The organism is Candidatus Sulfurimonas marisnigri (genome assembly GCF_015265475.1).
Classification (GTDB): domain Bacteria; phylum Campylobacterota; class Campylobacteria; order Campylobacterales; family Sulfurimonadaceae; genus Sulfurimonas; species Sulfurimonas marisnigri.
Window position 1 is genome coordinate 1935282 of the sequence record NZ_CP054493.1, and the last position, 21065, is coordinate 1956346.

At 33.7% G+C, this 21065-nt stretch carries 18 protein-coding genes; 2 read left to right on the forward strand and 16 right to left on the reverse strand.

The annotated features are described in order from the left end of the window. Window positions 1–1722, forward strand: a complete 1722-nt coding sequence (locus HUE87_RS09800) for a DNA polymerase III subunit gamma/tau (protein WP_194366215.1) — start codon at window positions 1–3, stop codon at window positions 1720–1722. Here the strand turns inward: HUE87_RS09800 and HUE87_RS09805 are convergent. Together HUE87_RS09805 and HUE87_RS09810 are read right to left on the reverse strand one after the other, a co-directional pair. Then, entirely contained in the window at window positions 1719–3113 is a 1395-nt protein-coding gene (locus tag HUE87_RS09805; RefSeq protein WP_194366216.1) for a sensor histidine kinase, read from the reverse strand. The genes HUE87_RS09800 and HUE87_RS09805 overlap by 4 nt on opposite strands. After that, window positions 3107–3781, reverse strand: a complete 675-nt coding sequence (locus HUE87_RS09810; protein WP_194366217.1) for a response regulator — start codon at window positions 3779–3781, stop codon at window positions 3107–3109. The genes HUE87_RS09805 and HUE87_RS09810 overlap by 7 nt, the downstream gene beginning before the upstream one ends. A 133-nt stretch (window positions 3782–3914) precedes the next feature. Here HUE87_RS09810 and HUE87_RS09815 point away from each other — a divergent pair, with 133 nt between their 5' ends. After that, entirely contained in the window at window positions 3915–4370 is a 456-nt protein-coding gene (locus tag HUE87_RS09815) for a hypothetical protein (protein ID WP_194366218.1), read from the forward strand. Between the two features lie 11 nt (window positions 4371–4381). Here the strand turns inward: HUE87_RS09815 and HUE87_RS09820 are convergent, their stop codons facing one another. The 14 genes from HUE87_RS09820 to HUE87_RS09885 form a co-directional block, all read right to left on the reverse strand. Then, a complete protein-coding gene (locus HUE87_RS09820) occupies window positions 4382–4957 on the reverse strand; it encodes a ComF family protein (RefSeq protein ID WP_194366219.1) in 576 nt (191 codons plus the stop codon). Between the two features lie 3 nt (window positions 4958–4960). After that, window positions 4961–6751 carry a translation elongation factor 4 gene (gene lepA / locus HUE87_RS09825; RefSeq protein WP_194366220.1) on the reverse strand — a complete coding sequence of 597 codons (1791 nt, stop codon included), beginning with the start codon at window positions 6749–6751 and terminating at the stop codon, window positions 4961–4963. Between the two features lie 10 nt (window positions 6752–6761). Then, window positions 6762–7688 carry a ribose-phosphate pyrophosphokinase gene (locus HUE87_RS09830; protein WP_194366221.1) on the reverse strand — a complete coding sequence of 309 codons (927 nt, stop codon included), beginning with the start codon at window positions 7686–7688 and terminating at the stop codon, window positions 6762–6764. Window positions 7689–7746: 58 nt separating this feature from the next. Beyond that, on the reverse strand, window positions 7747–8958 hold the full coding sequence (locus tag HUE87_RS09835) for an EAL and HDOD domain-containing protein (protein ID WP_194366222.1): 1212 nt from the start codon (window positions 8956–8958) through the stop codon (window positions 7747–7749). A 39-nt stretch (window positions 8959–8997) separates the two neighbouring features. After that, window positions 8998–9564, reverse strand: coding sequence for a hypothetical protein (locus HUE87_RS09840; protein WP_194366223.1), 567 nt, complete (start codon window positions 9562–9564; stop codon window positions 8998–9000). Further along, the gene (locus HUE87_RS09845) at window positions 9554–10363 is read right to left on the reverse strand and encodes a TIGR00282 family metallophosphoesterase (RefSeq protein WP_194366224.1); all 810 of its coding nucleotides are present in this window, start codon (window positions 10361–10363) and stop codon (window positions 9554–9556) included. The genes HUE87_RS09840 and HUE87_RS09845 overlap by 11 nt, the downstream gene beginning before the upstream one ends. Then, window positions 10363–13353: a transcription-repair coupling factor gene (gene mfd, locus HUE87_RS09850; protein WP_194366225.1), complete on the reverse strand. Its 2991-nt coding sequence runs from the start codon at window positions 13351–13353 to the stop codon at window positions 10363–10365. Before mfd ends, HUE87_RS09845 begins: the two co-directional genes overlap by 1 nt. A 19-nt stretch (window positions 13354–13372) precedes the next feature. After that, window positions 13373–13807: a bactofilin family protein gene (locus tag HUE87_RS09855; protein WP_194366226.1), complete on the reverse strand. Its 435-nt coding sequence runs from the start codon at window positions 13805–13807 to the stop codon at window positions 13373–13375. Then, window positions 13720–14664: a M23 family metallopeptidase gene (locus HUE87_RS09860; RefSeq protein ID WP_194366227.1), complete on the reverse strand. Its 945-nt coding sequence runs from the start codon at window positions 14662–14664 to the stop codon at window positions 13720–13722. The genes HUE87_RS09855 and HUE87_RS09860 overlap by 88 nt, the downstream gene beginning before the upstream one ends. Next, window positions 14657–15805 (reverse strand): folylpolyglutamate synthase/dihydrofolate synthase family protein, encoded by a 1149-nt coding sequence (locus HUE87_RS09865; RefSeq protein WP_229855125.1) that lies wholly within the window; start codon window positions 15803–15805, stop codon window positions 14657–14659. Before HUE87_RS09865 ends, HUE87_RS09860 begins: the two co-directional genes overlap by 8 nt. Then, window positions 15805–17343, reverse strand: coding sequence for a GGDEF domain-containing protein (locus HUE87_RS09870; RefSeq protein ID WP_194366228.1), 1539 nt, complete (start codon window positions 17341–17343; stop codon window positions 15805–15807). Before HUE87_RS09870 ends, HUE87_RS09865 begins: the two co-directional genes overlap by 1 nt. A 23-nt stretch (window positions 17344–17366) precedes the next feature. Further along, complete coding sequence (locus tag HUE87_RS09875; RefSeq protein WP_229855126.1) at window positions 17367–17888, reverse strand: LPS assembly lipoprotein LptE; 522 nt, start codon at window positions 17886–17888, stop codon at window positions 17367–17369. 4 nt (window positions 17889–17892) lie between these two features. Beyond that, a complete protein-coding gene (gene leuS, locus HUE87_RS09880; RefSeq protein ID WP_194366229.1) occupies window positions 17893–20343 on the reverse strand; it encodes a leucine--tRNA ligase in 2451 nt (816 codons plus the stop codon). Between the two features lie 118 nt (window positions 20344–20461). Next, window positions 20462–20800, reverse strand: a complete 339-nt coding sequence (locus HUE87_RS09885) for a DUF6394 family protein (RefSeq protein ID WP_194366230.1) — start codon at window positions 20798–20800, stop codon at window positions 20462–20464. Window positions 20801–21065: the final 265 nt, after the last annotated feature.

The window sequence follows — 21065 nt, forward strand, 5'->3', positions numbered from 1 at the left end:
GTGAAAGAGAGCTCAGAAGTATTAGCAAGAAAATATAGACCTATTAATTTTGATGAGCTTATCGGGCAAGAGACAATATCTCAAACTCTCTCACTAGCACTTGATTCAAATAGACTCTCTCATGCTTATCTTTTCTCCGGCCTTCGCGGGAGCGGAAAGACTTCTACAGCTCGTATCCTTGCAAAAGCTCTTATTTGCGAACAAGGGTTAAGCCATAAGCCTTGTGGGACTTGTCAAAACTGTATCTCTGCACTTGGAAATCGTCATATAGACATAATAGAGATGGATGGTGCATCATCAAGAAAGATAGATGACATTAGAGACTTAATCGAGCAGACAAAGTATAAACCGGCAAGTTCAAGGTTTAAAATTTTTATTATTGATGAAGTTCATATGTTAACCAAAGAGGCTTTTAATGCTCTTCTTAAAACACTTGAAGAACCTCCTTCTTATGTAAAATTCATTCTAGCTACTACTGACCCTCTTAAATTACCTGCTACTATTTTAAGTCGTACTCAGCACTTTAGGTTTAAAAGTATTGCTACGAATAAAATCATAAACCATCTTGCACACATTTTAAATATTGAGGGAATTCAATATGAAACAGACGCCCTAGAAATACTGGCTAGAAGCGGAAGCGGAAGCTTAAGAGACACTCTAACTCTACTTGATCAAGCAATAATATACTCTAAAAATCATGTAGATGTTCGTACTGTTACTGATATGCTTGGGCTTGTTGACCCTAAGTTTATTGGTGAACTTTTTGGAGCCGTATTCGCAAAAGATTATGCACGTCTTGTAGAACTCACAAAGGTTCTAGAAGATTATGAAGCAGAGATGGTTGTCGATGAGCTTATAGCATATCTTAAAGATAGGATGTACTCCAGTGACGCTTTATTCTCAACATTGGTTTTAGACAGGTTTTTTAGAATTTTAAGTGAGTCAAAATATCTATTTAGTATAAATGCTGATGGCTCGTTTGTATTATCACTTATATTTTTCAAGATGATTGAAGCTCTTCGTATAAAAGAGGTTGACCAAATGATTGAGTCTCTTCAAAAAGAGATTAGTAGACCTGCTATTGCTGTATCTGTACCTGAACCTACTCAAGAGGTAGAGACTCCATATATGGCTGCAGCACAGACATTTGAAGATGAAATACAAACTCCAAATATAGAAACTGAAATAGCTCCAGCAGTACAAGATAGAGTTCTACATGTAGAAGTAGATCCTAATCTAAAGGTATTCCAAGAGCTGATAGCAAAAATCAAAGACAGAAGTTTTGAGCTTGGTGAGTGTTTTGAAAAAAGTATTAGTTTTATATCTTATAGAGATAGTATTTTAACTTGGGAGAGTTGTGCCAATGAGGAGTGCAAGAAAGCTTTGACACACGGCTACTCGGCTATTAAACAGCTTGTTAGAGAAATATTCGGATTTGAGACAAAAATCAAACATGAAGCCTGTAGAAAAACTACTCAAGAGCTATATGCAGAACCTGAAAAAGAAACACAAACTATTGAACAACCAACAATGCAACATACTCAGAGTACCTCAATGGTAGAAGATGCGGAAATAGGCGGAAGTGCCAGCTGTGTAACAAGCTGTGAAAGTAGTGACTCTTCAAAAGAGATAGATGCTGTACAAATGAAAGATGAGCCTATGGTTCAAAAAGCAGTAGAGTTATTTGAAGCTAAGAAGATGACAATTCAGTCTAAAATTTAACTCTTTAGCATCTCTTTTATACTAAAACTAAAAACAGAACCTTTGGCAAACTCTGACTCAATTTCAAGGTTAGAGTTTAGTGATTTTAAAATATAACTGACCATAGCTAAACCTATCCCCATAGAGTTGTCCCAACTATTTTTGTCAACTCTGTAAAATTTACTCGTCACCTTATCCAGATGCTCCTCTTTTATTCCTATTCCACTGTCTTGAATTGATATTTTTTCATCTTTTAATATTATTTTCACATCACCACTTGAGTATTTCATAGCATTATCAACAAGGTTTATTAACACAAGTTCTAGCATTGTCTTATCACTAAAAACTATCACCTCATCCGCTTCAACAATAATGTCTCTATCTTTATATTTTGAAGATTGGTTAAATGAAACTTCATTACACAAATCTTTTAAGTCAAACTCGCTGTTATTGATAGTCAAATCACCATTATCTAGTTTTACAGATAGAGCTAATCTGTCTAACATTTTAGATATTTTGTCACCGTTTGAGCTAATCTTTTCCAAAAACTTATCACGAATTTTCGGTGGCATATCTGCATCTTCTCTAATAGTTTGAGCATAGCCCATAATAGATGCAATTGGATTTTTAAACTCATGAGAGAGTGCCGACAAAATATCGTTTCTTTGTTTATTTATCAGCCTGAGCTTAGCTATGTTTTTTATTTTCTTTTTATCATTTTTTGCAAGTTTTTTTACTAAATTTTTTAAAAGTAGTGAAATCTGCAAAAACTCATAAAAATATTCAATCTTTATAGCAGCATTATAGTTTTTATTTGATATTTCATCTAAATAGTTTGTTATTTGTGAAATATCATAAACCACCCTTTCACTCATTTTTTTTGAAATAAAAGTAGCAATTAAAATAATTCCAATAAAGACAAAAAATAGTTTTATCCATAATGAGTAAAAATCATCCATTATTTGAGCCAAACTCATAGATAGTCTAATATAAATTGTCTCATTGTTAAATTGGGTTTTTTTAGCAACGTATAAAAAATCAACTTTTAGTGTTTTAGAGTACCTTGTTATATCAGCAAATTTTTCTGAGTTGGCCTTCATAATCTCATATCTGTTACCATGGTTATCCATACTGTTCTTATCTGTATTAGACTCAGCTATCACAACACCCTCAGCATTTACAATTGTTATTCTAAGAGAAGTTTTATCATGCACTTTTGCTATAAATTTATCTAGGTTTACTATCTTATCCAACTCTAATTCCATTAAATCAATAGAGTGTTCAAGATGATTTTTATTGTTCCCTATAATTACAGATCTTAATGCCATATAACTAATAAGAGATGTAACAAGAAGAGCACCAACAAAAAGAGCTAAAAATTTAATTATAAATATCTGATGTATTTTTAGCACAACTTATACCCAACTCCCCGTACAGTCTGTATATAGTCTTTAGTCTTATCTGGATCAATCTTCTCTTTAAGACGATTTATCGCAACATTTACAGTCTTATACTGATATTCTTCACTGTCTCCCCAGACATTTAGTAAAAGATGGTCACGATCAAGAACCATATTTTTATTTAAAATAAATTCACAAAGAAGATTGAATTCTAATTTTGTAATATCAATATTTTTTCCATCAACGCTAAGCGTTCTTGAGCTTTTATCCAAAAAAAGATCTCTGTGTGATAAATTACCTTCCTCTATTTTTTTGCCTGTTCTGCGCAACATTGCTTTAACACGCAGGAGCAACTCTTTCATGTTAAAAGGTTTAGTAATATAGTCATCACCTCCTCTTAAAAATCCCTCTTCTATATCAGAGTCTCTATTTTTTGCACTTAGGTAAATAACTGGGGTAGTAATCCCATCTTTTCTGAGTTCTTGCACAAACTCACTTCCCTCAACACCTGGAAGATTTCTGTCCATTATTAGCAGGTCAATCTCCTCTTCATCGAGTATTTGAGCTACTGTTTTCGTATTTAAAAAACCTATTACTTCATAACCTTCTTTTTCTAAGTTATACTCCAATAATTCTAGTAAATCCTCTTCGTCATCTACAATGACAATTTTTGCACTCATTACTTTTCCTAAAATTTTATATTTATTATTGTACCCTAATGTTGGTATGGTTTAACTACAAAGTTGTAATAATAAATTTTTATAGTAAGTAAAGCAAAATTAATTTATAATGGTAGCAAACAGGAGGGTTGTTATGTTTATTTCGTCTTATAATACATATATTAATACCAACTCTTCCGATAGAACTGAAAAATTTAGAGAAGACCATTCTAAAGATGAATTTAAATCTTTTAACTTAAAATCTTTACCCAACTCCACTATAGACTCTTCTTCAAATAAGAATCTCCCTGTAGATTATGTTTCAAACTATAAATCATTTAACAATCAGCAAAAACTACAAGAGCAAATAAAAAGTCAAGATGAAATAAAATATACAAAAATAAAAGATATTAAAAATGCAAAGGTGGCTTATGAAGATAATTCTAAGATGTTTTCACTCTCAAGAAAACCAACTGCTTCTCTAGACCAGACACCAAAGATAGATAAAGATATACCTAAAAGTATTCAAGAGTTAAAAGAGAGTGAACTGCGACACATAATGGTAAATACATATACAGCTAATGATAAGTATTACCAATTAACAGCTTAAATACTTTTTATTTATACAAAACTTACATCTACAAGAGTTAAACAAAACAGTACCTCTTTATTGTTTAACTCAATTGCTTGAACAGCCTGATTTAAGGTAAATCCTGTTGTTATGATATCATCGACTAAAATAACATTTTTCTCTTTAAAGTTTTTCAATTCAAAATTTCTTGGATTTAACAATCTAAATTCTCTACTCTTGCCTGAATATGAAACTCTATTATTAGCCCTTAATTTATTAACCTTAGGTTTTATATATTTACATGAAAGAGACTTATTTAAAATTGCTGTATGTGAATACCCGCTTTTCACATGGTCATCAATTGCTACTGAAGCTACAGGATACTCAAATTCAAATTCTGATGCAAATTTTAATAAAGAATTTTTTGCCAATATAGAGTATATATAAAAACCTAAATCCGTATGTTTTGTATGCAATAAATTTTTTATTTCACTGTATTTATAAAAAGAGATTACTTCAATATTATTTAAAATTTTTCGTTTGTAGATTGAGGGAGTTAGAAAAGTAGTTTGACATGTAGAACATATGTGTGCAAAAGATAAACTTTCACACAACATACATCTCATGGTTTAGTCCATCTTTAAAACAGACATAAATGCTTCACTTGGAAGTTGCACTTTTCCTATGGACTTCATTCGTTTTTTACCGGCTTTTTGTTTTTCCAAAAGCTTGCGTTTACGGGTGATATCTCCACCGTAACATTTGGCAGTAACATTTTTACCCATAGATTTCACTGTTTCTCTAGCGATGATCTGAGAACCTAGAGAAGCTTGAACTGCCACTTCAAAAAGTTGACGAGGTATTATCTCTTTCATATTCTTAACTAAAATACGACCACGAGAAAGAGCTTGATTGCGAGGAACTACAATACTTAGTGCGTCTACAGCTTCCCCTGCTACTTTAATATCAAGTTTAACAAGGTCGCCTACTCTAAAATCTATAGGCTCATAGTCAAATGAAGCATACCCTTTAGAGATTGACTTTAAGGTATCGTAAAAGTCAACAACTATCTCATTCATTGGCACTTCATACTCAAGCATTACTCTATCTTCATTAAGATAGTTCATCTTGCTTTGAGTACCGCGTTTGTTTATTAAAAGAGTTATGATGTTACCAAGATATTCACTTGGAGTAATTACAGTTGCCCTTACATAAGGCTCTTCTATTCTGTCAATTTTGTTTACTTCTGGAAGCTCTGAAGGATTATGAACATTAATTTTTTCACCATTATTTAGATAAACTTCATATATAACAGATGGTGCAGAAGCGATTAAGTCAAGGTTAAATTCACGCTCAAGTCTCTCTTTAACGACTTCCATATGAAGCATACCTAAAAATCCAACACGAAAACCAAAGCCAAGAGCTAAAGAGGTTTCAGGCTCATAAGATAGAGAGCTGTCATTTAGTCTTAGTTTATCTAGTGCATCGCGTAAACTTTCAAACTCATCCGTATCTATTGGATATATACCTGCAAATACAAATGGTTTAGCTGGTTCATATCTTCCAACAGGCTCTAGTGCAGGATTTTTAGCATCAGTAATAGTGTCGCCAACGTTGATAACGCTAACTTCTTTTAGCCCAAGAACAACTATGCCAATTTCGCCACACTCAATAGTACTGGTTTTGATTTTTTTCATAGGGTGAGGATACATTAAATCTAAAATTTGATGCTCTTCACCGTTACTCATAAGCTTAATGTTTTGACCTTTTTTAACTTTACCGTCAAAAACACGAATAAGTGCAAGAGCACCAAGATACTGGTCAAACCAAGAGTCATAGATGATAGCTTTTGTTGTAGCATCAGGGTCACCAACTGGAGCTGGAACACGGTCTACGATAGCATCTATAAGCTCATGAATCCCAACACCTGTTTTTGCAGATACTAAACAAGCATCTGTAGCATCTATACCGATACTTGTCTCAATCTCTTCGGCAACTTTTATTGGATCCGCTGCAGGTAAATCAATTTTATTAATTACTGGGATAAGCTCTAGGTTGTTTTCCATTGCCAAATAAACATTTGCGATAGTTTGAGCTTCAACACCTTGAGCAGCATCAACTATAAGAAGTGCGCCATCACTTGAAGCAAGAGATTTACTAACTTCGTAAGAAAAATCAACGTGACCAGGAGTGTCTATAAGATTTAGAATGTAGTGTTCACCATCTTTTATATAATCAAGTCTAACACTTTGAGCTTTAATGGTAATACCGCGCTCTTGCTCAATATCCATGGTGTCCATCATCTGTTTTGTAAGTTCTCTATCACTTACTGCGCCACACTCTTGTATAATGCGATCTGCTAGTGTACTTTTACCATGGTCAATATGAGCAATGATAGAAAAGTTTCTAATATTTTTCAATAATTATCCTCTATTCAAACAGAGAGTTTACACTCTCGTTATGATATACTCTGCGAATCACTTCAGCAAAAAGCGGTGCGACTGATAACACTTTTATTTTTTCATGAGGCTTAGTTTCTAATGTATTTGTAATAATCAGCTCATCAAGCTCACCATTATTCAGATTTTCATAAGCTTTTCCACTAAGAACACCGTGAGTTGCACATGCCATTACTGATGTAGCACCGTTGTTCTTAAGTGCAGTAGCGGCTTTTACCATTGTACCAGCTGTATCTACCATGTCATCAATCATGATTACATCTTTTCCTGCAACATCACCAATGATATTCATAACTTCACTCTCGTTGGCTTTTTCACGGCGCTTATCAACTATAACCATATCTAAACCCATTCTTTTTGCAAAGTATCTAGCTCTTGCGACACCGCCAATATCTGGAGATGCAATAATAGGGTTTTTAAGATTTTTACTTTTTATATAGTGCTCAAATGTTACTGAACCATACAAGTTGTCAACAGGGATATTGAAAAACCCTTGAATTTGCCCAGCATGAAGATCAATTGTCACAACTCTGTCTATGCCAGCAGTCTCGTACATGTCAGCAACAAGTTTAGCAGTAATTGGTACACGAGGTGCAGCTTTTCTATCTTGTCTTGCATATCCGTAGTAAGGGACAACAGCTGTAATACTCGAAGCAGATGAGCGGCGAAGAGCATCTGTCATAATCAGAAGCTCCATTAAGTTATCGTTTGATGGAGCTCCAGTAGACTGAACAATAAATACATCACGACCGCGAACACTCTCAGCAATTTGAACTGAAATCTCACCATCACTAAAACTCTTAACATCAGCCTTAGCTAATGGAATATCTAAAACTTTACAAATTTCTTTTGCAAAATCAACACTGGAAGATCCGGCAAAAATTTTATAACCACGCATGGTATTCCTTCTTGGAAAAAATGATATCAGATTATACAAAAATAGTGCTGAGATGTTGTTAAAGTTTACTTTTATCTATTTCAACTCCACCATATTCCAATGTGTATATTAAATCAGTCGTATCAAGTTTTTCAAAATTTGCTATCATTATTTTTTTTAAATACTCTTTTTCTGCTATTTCTGCTCTCATTAAACTAGCAGCAAAAATTCCTTTTTTTTCAAGTACTAAAGAAGTTATATCGCTGTCCATTTTCACATGGTTCATTAACTCTTTAATATCTGTCTCAAAAATAGCACTAAGCATAGTAAACATACCAGCTAAATAAGCTTTATTTTTATCTCTAGGGCTAGCATCTACCTCCATTCTTTCTGCTCTTTTTATAGCTAATTCCAGTAAAGTTTGAGAAGCAGGATTTTTAGAAACCTCAGAGTATAAATAGACCATTAGCCATCTTAATAGTTTATCTCTTCCCATTAAAGTAATAACTTGAAGCAATGATTCAACTTTTACGCTCAAGCTTTTAGAATTATTGAAAAATTGAATAAGCTTAAAAGATAGGTCAGGCTGTTTTTTAATAAAAAACTCTAATTGTTCAGTAGTATTATTGTCTTTTATGATTTTTATCAACTGTAATATAATGAACTGAGCTGGCTCTTTTGAACCAATAATTTCAACAACTTCCGGTTTATCTAAATAATAACCCTGAAAAAAATCAAAACCCATTTTTAAGTATGTATTGTAATCTTCTTTTATTTCAATATTTTGGGCTAAAAGCTTAATTCTGCCACCTTTAAACTTCTTCATAACTTTTTGTAAATTTTCAGGTTCTGATAATTCAACATCCATTTTTATTATATCTATATAGTTAAATAATCTACTAAATTTTGTAATCATCTCTGCACTTGAATCAAAGTGCTCTAGTGATAATATAAATCCTCTTTTTTTATACTGTACTATTTTAGCAATGACTTTTTCTGTTAATTCTATATTTTCTAATATATTAAGAACAAACCTATCTTTATCTAAAACATCTAAAATGCCTTTTAGCAGTGTTTCTTCGTCTACGTTTACAAAAGCCAATGTCCTTTGCCCCAATAGCTTATCTAGCTCTATGCTGGTAATAGAACTCATAATTAATTGTGATGTGCCTTTGACATTGCTTGAAAAACCTGTTCTTTGGTCTTCACTGTCTTTAAAAACAAGTTCATAAGCATATAATCTATTTTTATTGTCAAATATCTTTTGTTTGGAAATATTAATCACATTCATTTGCTATATCCTTAACTGAGTATATTATATCATTAAGACCTATTTATTTTGATGAATATTCTTTAATTCAAAAACCATTTTATCTGCACACTTGTTAATGTCTACAACATGAACACTCAATGATTTTGCAATTTCTCTATACTCTTTATCTACAATTTTTCTATCAAACATAATTTCTGAATCCATATAGCTTGTACCTAGTACCGCATTGAAAAGAAAACTACTGTTTAAAGCAAAAAGAAATTTAACCTCATCGTATAAATCTTTTCTCTTGTTGCCATCAATAATATTATTAACATTATTCTGTAATTCCTCTAATTGTGCACTATTGTTATATGCCAAAAAGCTATTTGAATTTACAATTGATTTATATTTTTCTTTTTTATTATTGTAATACTCTTCCTTCACTCGTTTAAAAAACATCTTCTTGCTTGGGATAAAAGAGGGCAAAGATTTAAGTAATTTTCCTGTATCACCTTCTAAACTAATATATATATTCAATCTATTCTCTGGCGAACAACTATTTGTCTCAGCATTAACTACTGTTGTATACAACAGTAGATAGAGGGTTAAAAAAAGTTTTTTTATTAAGTCTCTATTTTTCAAGCCATGCCTCACTTTTTAAAACTATACCATCATCAAATTGCTTTAGTTTAAATGCACCGGTGCACTCCCCATCACTAAAGTCCATTACAGCTATTTGAAGTATCTTTTTACATTTTTTAGGAATATCAAAGTGACCCTTCATACCAGTCAAAAACTGCTTAAGCGGTACTTTTTTATCCATTCCTATAACATTATCTCTGCATCCTGTAAGTCCAATATCTGTAAGGTATGCTGTTTTATTTGCTATTTGAAAATCATCTGTAGATACATGGGTATGAGTTCCAATAATTGCGCTGACCTGACCTTGAAGCAGCATCATCATGCCCCTTTTTTCACTTGTCGCTTCTGCATGAAAGTCAATAAGTATGTTTTTTACCCCATCAACATGTAGAGATTCAACTGTCTCTTTTGCCTTACGAAATGCATTGTCAACAAGAGGCATAGAGAAGTGTCCCATAAGGTTTAAAACCGCTAACTTCTCTCCACAAACTTCATATACTTTACAGCCAGTTCCACTAACTCCATCAGGATAGTTGTGAGGGCGAAGTATCTCATGAGTATCAAATAGTTCTTCCACCTCTTTTTTATCCCAAGAGTGATTTCCCCCTGTCATACAATCAAGTCCATATCCCACTATTTCATTTGCATTTTTTTTGGTTAATCCAAATCCGTGGGAAGTATTTTCATAGTTTGCTATAACAAAATCAATCTTATACTCTTCTCTAATTTTTGACAGATAGTTTTTCAACATGTCGCGACCTGGGCTACCTACAATATCACCTATAAAACCTACTCTCACTATAATACCTTTGGTTTGTTATTTCTTAAATAATAAAGCACTGCTTTTACAATGTCATCATCATCTTTAGAGTCTGATTTAATACTCTCTTTTGCATCATTCATATATGTAAAAGTTATATTTTGCCCATAGTTTGAAACAGATTTTATCTTTTTGTCTAAACTCAAAAGTTTAATAACCATTAACTCAAAAAATTGTTTTGTTTGTGTATCCAACTCTCCAAATCTATCTATAACCTCTTCTTGTATCTCATATATCTCTACAGCATCTTCACAGGCTGAGAGTCGTCTGTAAATATCTAAACGGAGCCTATCCTCTTTTACTATTTCATCAGATATAAAAGCACTTATTGTAAGTTTAATATCTACTTTTGCTCTCTCTGTCTCCATAGTGTTGCTAAGGAGTTTTATAGCATCTTCAAGCATTCTAAGGTAGAGTGAATAACCTATGTTTTTAATATGCCCGCTCTGCGCATCACCAACAAGATTTCCGCCACCGCGTATTTCTAGATCGTGGTATGCTAAAACTGAACCGCTGCCAAGAAATGAGTTTGACTCTAGTGCTAAAAGTCTTTTTTTTGCCTCATCGGTCAAGTTCTCTTTATTTTGTACAATAAAATAAGCAAAGCCCTCAGCCTGCCCGCGTCCTACTCGACCACGAAGCTGATGAAGATCTGCTATACCGAATCTATCTGCACCGTCAACTATAATAGTATTTACATTTGGCATATGGATTCCAGACTCTATAATAGAAGTTGCAATCATAAGGTCATACTCTCTTGCTTCGAATTTTAAAAGCTCTTTTTCTGTATCAGCAGCAGATATTTTAGAGTGAAGCATTACAACTCTAAGACTCGGAAGCAGAGCCTTTAGTTCACCTAGCTTTATTGGCATGTGGTCTATAGAGTTATGTACATAAAAGACTTGACCGCCACGGCGAAGCTCTCTTAAAATAACCTCTTTTATAAGTTTTTCACCATACTCTTTTACAAAAGTTCTAACTGGTTGTCTCTCACTTGGTGGAGTTAACAGCTGTGACATTGTTTTTATAGAACTCATCGCCTGATTAAGCGAGCGTGGGATTGGAGTAGCACTCATAGACAGAAGATGTACGTTATGATAAAGCTCTTTTATCTTCTCTTTTTGCTTTACCCCAAACTTATGCTCTTCATCTATAATTACAACACCTAGATTTTTAAAGTCCAATCCAAACAAAGAGTGTGTACCAACTACAACATCCAATTCTCCACTTGACAGAGCCTTTATGACACTGCTTTTATCTTTAGCAGACACAAACCTATCTAACTTTGAGTATCTGATACCTAGATTTTTAAATCTCTCATCAAGTGAGCGATAGTGTTGAGCTGATAAAAGTGTAGTTGGGACTATCAGAGCAGATTGGAAACCTGATTTATATGCTGCAAAGATAGTATTCATTGCTACTTCTGTTTTGCCAAAACCAACATCACCGCTAAGAAGCCTGTCCATTATGTGGCCTGAACTCATCTGAGTTATTATTTCATTTACAGCTTGTGTTTGGTCTTGTGTGTAATCAAAGCCTGAAAGAGATTGAAACTCTTGCAACTCTTTTTTATTAACATTTATTTTAGGTGATTTTATCAGTGCTCTTGCTGCGGCTGTGTTTACAATCTGTCCGGCAATCTCCATAAGGCGTTTTTTAACCTTATCTTTGAGCTTTCCAAAACTCCCCTTACCAAGTCTGTCTAAAACTGGTGTTGAGCCTCCAGATGATATATAGCGGTCTATAACCTCTAGATTTTCAACTGGCAATAAAATCTTATCATCACCAACATACTTAATAACTATAAAGTCTTTAACACCACCAAGAATCTCAGTCTTCTCAATTCCTTCAAATATTCCTACACCATAATCTTCATGGACAACATAATCACCTTTTTTCAAATCATCAAGTAAAATTGAACTTTTTCTTCTTCGTCTCATTTTATCTGGTTTGTTAAGAGATATTATAAGTTCATCTTTACTAAGAATATTTAGAATATATGGGGCATAAACTTCTGTAATATTTTTAAGTTCAAATAGACCTGCTTGTTTCATAACAGCTTCGTTAGAGGCTATAATAGTCACTTTTTTATCTTTATGAACTTTTAAAAGAGTGTGAATATCTACAACTACCAACTCTTTAAAATCATCAGCCTCTGGCAAAAGTTCTAGATTAAAGCACTCTCTTGAGATTGTTGGATTATTAAGAGCGTAGGCATCTACTAAAAGTGTGTCTAGATTTCTAATGAGTTTTACATTTTTGTTCTCTAAAAAGTTTGAAGCACTCTCATCTAAGTGCCATAGACCCAAAGAAGCAATATCTTTAACCAATGAGTCAAATTCACTTAATTCTATTTTTTTATTTAGGGTGTTAAATTCTTCCTCATTTAAGGAGTAAAAAGCGGGAGTTATAAGAAAACTATCAAGCTCATCTTTTTGTGTTCTTTGAGACTCTAATTCAAAATATTTTATCTGCTCTATCTCATCATCAAAAAGTGAAATTCGAATCGGCATTTTAGAAGAAGGTGCATAGATATCTATAATATCTCCGCGAAAAGATATCTCTCCTTCAACTTGAACCATATCTACAAAGTTGTAACCCCAAAATAGCATCTGCTCTTTAAAGTTTTTAAGTCTGATTTTCTCTCCAAACTCGATGATTGTCGAGTTGAGTAAATTCTCTTTTGGAAGGTTGAAAAGTAAGGTTTTTAAAGGAGATATTACTAATGGTTTCTTTTTAGATGTGTAGTATGCTCTGAGAGAAGAGAAAAGCTGATGCAGTTCCTCTTTAAAAACTCTTAAATCATCTCCAAATCCTGCTCTGAAATCTGGAAAAACCAAAACATCACGCTTGAAAAATTTGGCGACGCTTTCCAGTTCATAAGCCTCTTTTGAGTCCTCACAAATTAGAAGCTCTAAATCTCCGCTTTGTTTTGAATTAAAGTACTTAAATAATATATTTTGAGACATTATTATAGACTAAAGAGGACTATGATTTTACTTCCTCTTTTTCAATTTTTTTTACTATAGTATCTGCAGGTAATATTGTTGGAGCTTTTGATGCGTCTATTACCGTACTGTTTCCTTCAAAAATTCCTTTTGCCTCAATAACAAGTTCACTTGATTCAATGCTGCCATTAACTCTTCCTTGAGCTTTTATTTCAACTCTTGCGGCATGTATGCTACCTTCTATATACCCTTGAACTACTAGTCTTTTTGTGGATACATCGCCTTTGATATGTCCATTTTTACCAATGTTCACTTCTTTATTTGAATGGATTACCCCCTCAAATTCACCATCTACATATAGATCACAGGCAAGATTCATCTCACCTTTTATTTTAGAGCCAGCTGTGATGATGGTAGTGTTTGTGTCGGGTTTGGTACTTTTATGTGTGCTGTCGCTGTTATTAAAGATTGCCATGGTATTTTTTTCTCCTTTTCAAATATCTCTTTATAATTTTTGACACTCCATTTTACAAATTCATAAGGATTTACTGCCCTTTGAATAAATCTAATTTCATAATGAAGATGTGGGCCGCTGCTCATTCCTGAATTACCGGTGTAGGCTATTAAATCACCCTTTTTTACAAATTTCCCTGATTTTATCACAATTTTATTTAAATGTCCGAAATATGCTCTAAAACCATAATTATGTTGAAGTATCACAAGATTACCAAAACCGCTGCGTTTATGAATACCTGCCCATTCAACGATTCCATCAGCTGTTGCGTACACAGGTGTCTTCATCTTCGCTTTCATGTCAATACCGCGGTGAAGCTCTTTGGAACCAAGTGTTGGATGAATTCTATAGCCGAACTTACTAGTTACGCCTTTATACTCTACTGGTGAACCGCTAGGTATAAACTGCATAAGAGTTGCCATGTGTTCAGAATTTAGCTTTGTGGCACTAACTCTCTCAGTAAGTGTCATATCAGCTACTGGAGACATTCCAATAAGAGTCTCTATTTCAGATAGTGAGTCGGAGACTTCCGTAAGCTCTTTCTTTTTATCTATAAGTGCCAATTGTGTGTCTCTAATACTCTCATCTAGTGCTATATTTTTTTCTTTTAAAGACGTATAAGCATCTTGCATACTTTGTCGCTTCAACTCTATGGCATCAACAGAACTGCTTAGGTATAAAATAGTCCCAACAGCAATAAGACCAATAAATCCTAAAAATGCTACAGCATAAAAAATAGCTTTTTTCATGATTTGATGTAGGTTAAATTGCTTGACACCATTGTCATCATGTATAGTAATAGTAAAGTGATTATCCATTATACTCTCTTAAAAAAGCTTCTACTACGCAAAAAGATCCAAAAACCAGATAGTTGTAATTTGGTTTAATCTCCTTAAATACAGTGTATTCTATCTTTAAAGAGATTAAAGTGCTTTTAATCACCTCTATTGATTCTACTCTTTCATCATCTATTTCTATAATCTCTACATGTAAAGAGATTGGTTTTAATATCTGAAGTATATCTTTATAGTTCTTATCCTTGAAACTATTATAAATAATTATATACTTATCTGGGCTCAATGAATCAACAATACTCTTTGCAGCTAATGTATTATGACCTACATCAACTATTATATTCTTGTTTACTTTAGACAACCTGCCAAATAGTTTTGCATTTTTAAAATTAGTAACCTCGTAATCTATTTTAAAAAAGTTCAATGCACTTATACTCAAAGACAAGTTTTCAGTTAAATATGCGGCAAGAGATAGTTCCTTAGAAATCAGAGCTATTTTTTTTCTATCTTCTTCATATAAAAGTTCATCAACCTTATAAATATTTATAGATTTCTCCGCTCTCATCTTATAGGCAACCTCATAAACATCGCTCTCACTTTGAAAAGCCAGAATAGCACTGTTTTGTATGGCATTTAATTTTGTTGTAGCAATTCTTTCTACAGTTGAGCCTAAAAAAGATTCATGATCTAAGGCAATAGGCGTCACAAGAGTTAAACATTTTGGAAAAACTGCAGTAGCATCAAATTCTCCGCCAAGGCCAGCTTCCATAATAATATACTCACACCCAGCAAAAGCTATCATTGCTAATATAGTTGTGTATTCGAAGTAACTAAGAGAGTCTAAATCAGCCTTAGGTAAAAGTTCTTGTAAACTTAAATGTGAGTTTTCTAAAAGCTCATCACTACTCTCTTTGCCATTTACCCAAACTCTTTCATTAAATTTTAAAATATGAGGTGAAGTATAGTGTCCACAGCTGAAGCCGATAGAGTGCAGTGCCTGAGCTAAAAAGCGACCTGTTGTACCCTTGCCATTTGTCCCTATGATATGGACTATTTTAGGAATATCTAAAGATGATTTTATCTTTTCATATATACGAGGCATACGAGTGTAGTCAATACTTTTATAATAAAGCGGTTTTTCTCTTAGGTACTCTTGCAGTTTCACTAGTGCTCTACTCTGTTTCTGCCATCTTTTTTGGCTTTATAAAGGTTTTCATCAGCAGCTTTAAGTAAAGTATCAATAGAAGGGTGTTTACTTCTCTCACTAACACCACAACTTACTGTAACTTCAATTCTCTCCCCTTTGTACATAAATCTGGCTTTTTGAACTTTTGCTCTAACTTTTTCTGCGAAAATAACTCCGCCCTCAACATTCGTTTCTTCCAGAAGTGCCATAAACTCTTCCCCACCAAATCTTCCAATAATATCAACATTTCTTGCTTCTGCCTTTAGTATTTTTGCAAAAGCAGACAATATAGCATCACCAGCATCATGACCGTAATTATCATTTACTGCTTTAAAATAATCAAGGTCAAACATAACAATACTAAAGTTATGGTTATATCTCTCAAACTCTGACTCTTGGATAGTTATTAACTCATCTAGGGCCCGTCTATTGTATAGCTTTGTCAAGAAGTCTTCTTTAGACTCCTCTCTTGTTTTTTTCAGCTCTTCTTCCAATATTTCTATCTTTTTAGAAAGTGCTTTTACTTCGCCATTATGATTTTTCAAGTCCTTGCTTAAAGCTTGGGTATTCTCTTCGAGTGCTACTGCTATTGTAAAAAGTTTTTTGTGAGCAATTTTAAAATTAGTAATAGGATCTTCATTATACGCTTCTAGTTCAACTTTTATTTTTTGAATCTCAACAGTTGAGTTGTCTGAACGCTCAATCATATCTATTAATCTTAATGATAGTTTATCAAGTACCCCATCAAGTGATTTAATCATATCTTTTACACTCTGTTTATCAAGTGCTATTCTTAAAGATATAGCAGATTTAATCTCAGCTTCGACACTGACACTCTCTAAAAGTGATGGATTTTTTTTGATTTTTTGACTTATGTCAGCTATCTTCTCATTTACACTAGAGGCAATTGATGGAACTAATGATGAAACCAATAGAGAAGCTATTGAAGACAGCTCCATTGGAGCTACTAAATTGTCAGATGAGCTGATTTTCAAGCTCTCTATACTCTTTTTAAGATCAGTTATATCAACATGACCCAAAGATTTTAATTTTTCTAAAAAAGTGTCATCATAAGTAGTAATAAAATTAACCCAAAGTTGTCTAAACTGATCTACTTGAGCAGCCGATGCCTCATTATTTAACAAATCAATGCTTTTTTTAGCTAACTCACTTGCCTCTTTATTGTGTAGCACTTCAACGACCTGCAGTACTCTTTTTGTAAAAATTGTCTGTGACTCTAGTAAGCTTGAGCAGTGTGAGCTATTTGTTCTATTTAGTTTTGATATTAAAAAGCGTGCAAGTTCGGACATTGTTTTTATTCTATATTGGGTTAGCTCTTTTTGAAACTCTTTATTCAAAGTGACTTTAAACTTTTCTACATGCGAGCAATCTTCAACATTCATTCCAGCTTTTGCCGACTCTTTGCAAAATGCTTCAGTATAAAAATCCGGCGTTAATAGTTTTCCTTCTAACTCTAGTCGTTTTACAGCTTTTTTAATGATACCTTGAATAGTCATACTTGCTCCTAATTTATAAGCTTTTACTTTTTAGATCTAGCGCCTTCGGCAGAGACTTGTGCAATAAATGATCTAATAGCCCTTTGTGTGCTAAAGCCAATAGCTTCAAACCTTTGCTGATCAGTAACAATGGCATTTGGTGCTACTGCAAAATCATAGTTTCCCTTAGCGGAATAGTTTTTTGATACACCGTTATTAAACTTCTTTATAGAGAGGGAAACGCTCATTCTATAGCTTACTATATAACCGTTTACATCATAGACAATTGGCACATAGCTTGGTGCGCTCATATTTAAAACTAGGTGGGTATCAGAGAGTGCTCTACTAACTAGTGATGCTTGAAACACCTCTATTATGGCTCTATCTACAGCATCTTTAATTATAACTGTATTTTCTGGGTCTTGTGCTGATATAACTACACTTGTACTTATTTTGTCACCTAAAGAGTTACGGGCAAACTTTGCACTTGGACTATAACCACATGCACTGATTGTCAAAAGAACAACGAAAATAAGCATAGTTGTTTTAGCCTGTACATAAGTCATACATCTACCCTTTTACTACAAAATTAACTAGCTTATTTGGAACTAAAATCTCTTTAATTATATATGTACCTTCAAGCCATTTAGAGGCGCTCTCCTTAGCTATTGAAATAATCTTCTCTTTAGAATCATCAATTGACACTTCTATTTCTGTTCTTCTTTTTCCATTTATTGAAACACCTAGTGTAATAGAGTCCTCAACAAAAACCTCTTCTAAAACTTTTTGAGCACAAAGGTTTTTAAGTGAAAAGTATTCACTGCTTATCTGCCAGCAAACATGTGGGATTACAGGCTCCATTATGGAAGTCAGTATCCAGTAACCCTCGCTCCAAATATCACTATTTGATTGAGTGTTTAGAGCATTAATTGCTTCCATAACACCGGCAATCATAGTGTTAAAAGTATATCTCTCGTTATAAACATCATTTGCACGAACTAATGCTTCATAAACCTTTTTTCTTGCAAATTTCTCATCTTTAGAGAGTGATGAATGGTTAATCGCTGGGATAGTATTTGTTTTTACTACATTTGAACTTCTGTCAAAAAACCTTTTTATAAACTTATAAGCACCCTCTACAGCGCTGTCGTTCCATTCTAACTCTTGTGTCGGAGGAGCTGCAAAAAGTATGAAAAGTCTTGCAGTATCTGCACCGTACTTCTCTATCAGTGCATCAGGGTCAACAGTATTACCTTTTGACTTAGACATTTTAGCACCATCTTTAAGAACCATTCCCTGTGTCAGAAGTTTGTCAAATGGCTCGTCAAAATCCAAGTAACCTAAATCACGAAAAACTTTTGTGAAAAATCTTGCATAAAGAAGGTGTAAAATTGCATGTTCAATTCCGCCAATATAATGGTCAACACCCATCCAATACTTAATCTGCTCTTTTGAAAAAGCCTCTTTTTCCCAATTTTGAGGTGATGCACAAAAACGTAAAAAATACCAAGAAGACTCTACAAATGTATCCATAGTATCAGTTTCTCTAAAAGCATATTTGCCACATGTAGGGCACTTGCAGTGTTTCCATGTAGGGTGATTATCAAGAGGATTTCCCTCACCTGTAATCTCAACATCTTCAGGAAGAGCAATTGGAAGATTCTCTTTTTTCTCCATAACTATGCCACAATCGTCACAGTGAACAAAAGGTATAGGAGCACCCCAATATCTCTGACGCGAGACACCCCAGTCTTTTAGTTTGTAGTTAGTTGTCTTTTTACCAATTCTCTTTTCTTCAAAATACTTTATAATGTTGTATTGAGATTTTTTAGAGTTCATACCATCAAATTCACCGGAGTTAAATAATTCTCCGACTTCAGTAAAAGCTTTATCAGGTTCTGCTTCACCTTCAAATGGTTTAATCACTGCATTAATCTCTAAATCGTATTTTTTAGCAAAGTCATAATCTCTATCATCATGAGCAGGAACAGCCATAACAGCACCACTTCCATAATCCATAAGAACAAAGTTAGCAATCCAAACAGGAATGCTTTTCCCAGTTAGTGGATGAACTACATGGAGATTTAAAGGCACACCAGTTTTTTCTTTTTGTCTATCAATTGATGAAGTGTTTTTCATAGTCTTGATTTTAGATATTGTTTCATCGTCAAGTAGTGTGTTTTGTATCATATAAGTTACAATTTCATGCTCAGGAGCAAGAGCTGTGTAAGAGACTCCGTAGATGGTATCTGGGCGAGTTGTAAATACATCAAAACTTTTAAATTTATTGTTTAATCTAGCAGATGAGGCATCATCAAAAAACAAGTCAAACGCTAAGCCGTTTGATTTTCCTATCCAGTTCTCTTGCATAGTGAGAACCTGTTTGGGCCAACCACCTTCAAGCTTTTTTAAATCTTCCAAAAGTTCATCACCATACTGAGTGATTTTAAAATAGTACTGATTCATATCTTTTTTTACAATTGGAGTATCACATCTCCAGCAACAGCCATCTACCACCTGCTCATTTGCCAAAACTGTCTGATCATGCGGACACCAGTTTAAAAGGCCTTTTTTACGGTAAAGAAGACCCTTCTCAAACATGTCAATTATAAACCCCTGCTCAAACTTAGTATAAAGCTCATCACTGGTTGCAAGTTCACGCTCTTTAGAAAAAGAAAAACCTAAAGTTTTAAACTCACCCTTCATATAGTCTATATTGTCATAAGTCCAACCCTTAGGGTGTGAACCATTTTTAATAGCCGCATTCTCAGCTGGCATACCAAAACTGTCAAAGCCTATTGGATGAAGGACATTAAAACCTTGTTGTCGGTAGTATCTTGCAAAAGTATCACTTAAAGTATAGTTTCTCACATGTCCCATATGTAGTCTGCCGCTTGGAAAGGGGAACATACTTAAAATATATTTTTTCTCTTTTGTAAAATCTTCATCTGGCTCAAAACTTTTGTTTTTCGCCCAATACTCTTGCCACTCTTTTTCTATGGTCTTTGAACTATATTCCAAATTTTATGCTTCCTAATCTATATTATTTTTTGACTCCAAAGGAGTCTTGCTTCAGTCGTCTCAGCGGCGTAAGCGAAGTAAAAGGGACTTTGTTCCTTTTACGAACTAATAGTAAATTCTAATAATCATCACGATTTTTTGAACTCTCTATATAAACAAGACCCATAGAGAAAAGATTTGCAATCAATGCACCGATTGTAAGAGCAATAGCCCACTCTAAATTACCGACAACTTGCAGATAAATAAATGCAGGAATAAGGTGTAAGTCTGCCACCAATGATGATGCTAAAAGTTCTGCAGAGAGAAGGTTTCTGACACCAATTTTTAAAAACGTAGAGACCAGATTTAAACTGCCAGCAGCAAACAATGCTGTAGCACTATGCTCATATAAAAACCCCGCTATTGATGTTAAACTCATCAACGAGAAAAATACGTATATTACTTTACCCCAATCCATAAACTACCCTTAATTTTATAAAATAAAATGAAGGAAATCCTCCATTTATTGGTTACAGTATAGGAAGTAATTCCGCTACCAACGCTTCTGCACTAAAGTGCGACTTAGAAAAAAACTAAATTTTTTTCTGAACGCTAGGTTTCCTTCGGCAGGAAGCCCGCGACACTAGTGTCTTTTGTATTAATATTTATTGAATGGATTATACAAAAAGTATCTTAAGGAGTGACTGAATACAAATTTCTACTAATATCATTATTTCAAACAT